Origin of the sequence: Cysteiniphilum marinum, assembly GCF_014857925.1 — a bacterium.
Taxonomy (GTDB): domain Bacteria; phylum Pseudomonadota; class Gammaproteobacteria; order Francisellales; family Francisellaceae; genus Caedibacter; species Caedibacter marinus.
The window spans coordinates 1-1,306 of record NZ_JACYVZ010000100.1 but is presented as its reverse complement, the minus strand read 5'-3'; the positions used below and the strand labels follow the sequence as shown (position 1 = coordinate 1,306).

General features: G+C 28.0%; 2 protein-coding genes. Both read left to right on the top strand.

All coding sequences use genetic code 11. The annotated features are described in order from the left end of the window. Window positions 1-202 precede the first annotated feature (202 nt). Window positions 203-574, top strand: coding sequence for a type II toxin-antitoxin system RelE/ParE family toxin (locus IE867_RS14455; protein WP_192485405.1), 372 nt, complete (start codon window positions 203-205; stop codon window positions 572-574). Next, entirely contained in the window at window positions 571-876 is a 306-nt protein-coding gene (locus IE867_RS14450) for a helix-turn-helix domain-containing protein (protein WP_192485404.1), read from the top strand. Before IE867_RS14455 ends, IE867_RS14450 begins: the two co-directional genes overlap by 4 nt. Window positions 877-1,306 lie beyond the last annotated feature (430 nt).

Sequence of the window (1,306 nt, the reverse complement as noted above, 5' to 3'; positions counted from 1 at the left end):
GTGAGTCGTTTAGGTTGCATATAATGAGCCGTTTGTTTTTGTTTTTTCGCAAATTGATAATAATTAAACGGCTCTCTAAATGCTATCAAAAGTTGCCTTCATGTGTATACTGGATTTGAACCATGCCCTTTTTTTGTTATATTGACAATCATAATACAATGTACTATAATATCTAGTATTATATATTATCAAACTTAATTCTATGAAAAATTATAAAATAAAAAAATTTGCGAGTGAATCGAAACATATTAGTAATTTTTCACTAAGAGAAACGTTAGATTTTTTCTGCGCTCTTGATGATATAGGTAAACAAAGATATTCACTAGGCAGCAATTTGTATAAGCTTAGAGTAGCAACAAACAATAAAGGCAAAAGCGGAAGCAGTAGAACAATTATTGTTTTTAGCGATGGAAAAGTATGTTACTGGGTGCATTGCTTTAACAAAAATGAAAAAGAAAATTTCACCACTAGAGAACTTAAAGACTTTAAAAAACTTTCAGGGATATTATTGTCATTAAGTGAAAGTGATATTAAAAAGCTAATTGAAAATAAAAAATTATTTGAGGTGATATGATGAACACGATAAGAGAAACAATAAATGATTTATCAAACGATTTATATACGACAGGCATAATTGATAAGCAAACGCTTAGAGATTTAACAGAATTAAGCACGCCAAATATATACGAATACACTGGCGAAGATATAAAAGAAATTAGAGAACGTCAGAATGTCAGTCAAGCTGTCTTTGCAAAATTTTTGAATATTAGCCCTGCTATGGTAAGAAGTCTTGAACAAGGTCAGCGTAAAGCTCAAGGAGCAATATTAAAACTTATTAACATTGTTGATGATAAGGGTTTGAAATATTTATCTTAAATTTTGAATAATATTAAGCATTTCAAAATTGCCGAAGTCATTGGTAAAAGTCCACGCATTATTTTTGAGTAACAAAAAAATAAAATGATGCAAGCAAAATATTTCTATTTATTTTTGTCATTTGTTTTAATTTTTACTTAGACAAATCTAAAAAATAAAATCTCAAAATTTATCACAAAAAAATCTAAAACATATCTCAACTACTCACACATAAAAATCAAAAAATATTTTACACTTTTTTCATGAAAAAATTTACAAATCTTGGCTTGGTTTTTTGTTTCTTACCTTTTTATTTTTTTATTTGGCATGGTTCAAATCCAGTATACACATGAAGGCAACTTTTGATAGCATTTAGAGAGCCGTTTAATTATTATCAATTTGCGAAAAAACAAAAACAAACGGCTCATTATATGCAACCTAAACGACTCAC

Bases quoted from the DNA above. Each gene is read 5' to 3' on its own strand.
- IE867_RS14455 (WP_192485405.1), top strand. From the start codon at position 203: ATGAAAAATTATAAAATAAAAAAATTTGCGAGTGAATCGAAACATATT.
- IE867_RS14450 (WP_192485404.1), top strand. From the start codon at position 571: ATGATGAACACGATAAGAGAAACAATAAATGATTTATCAAACGATTTA.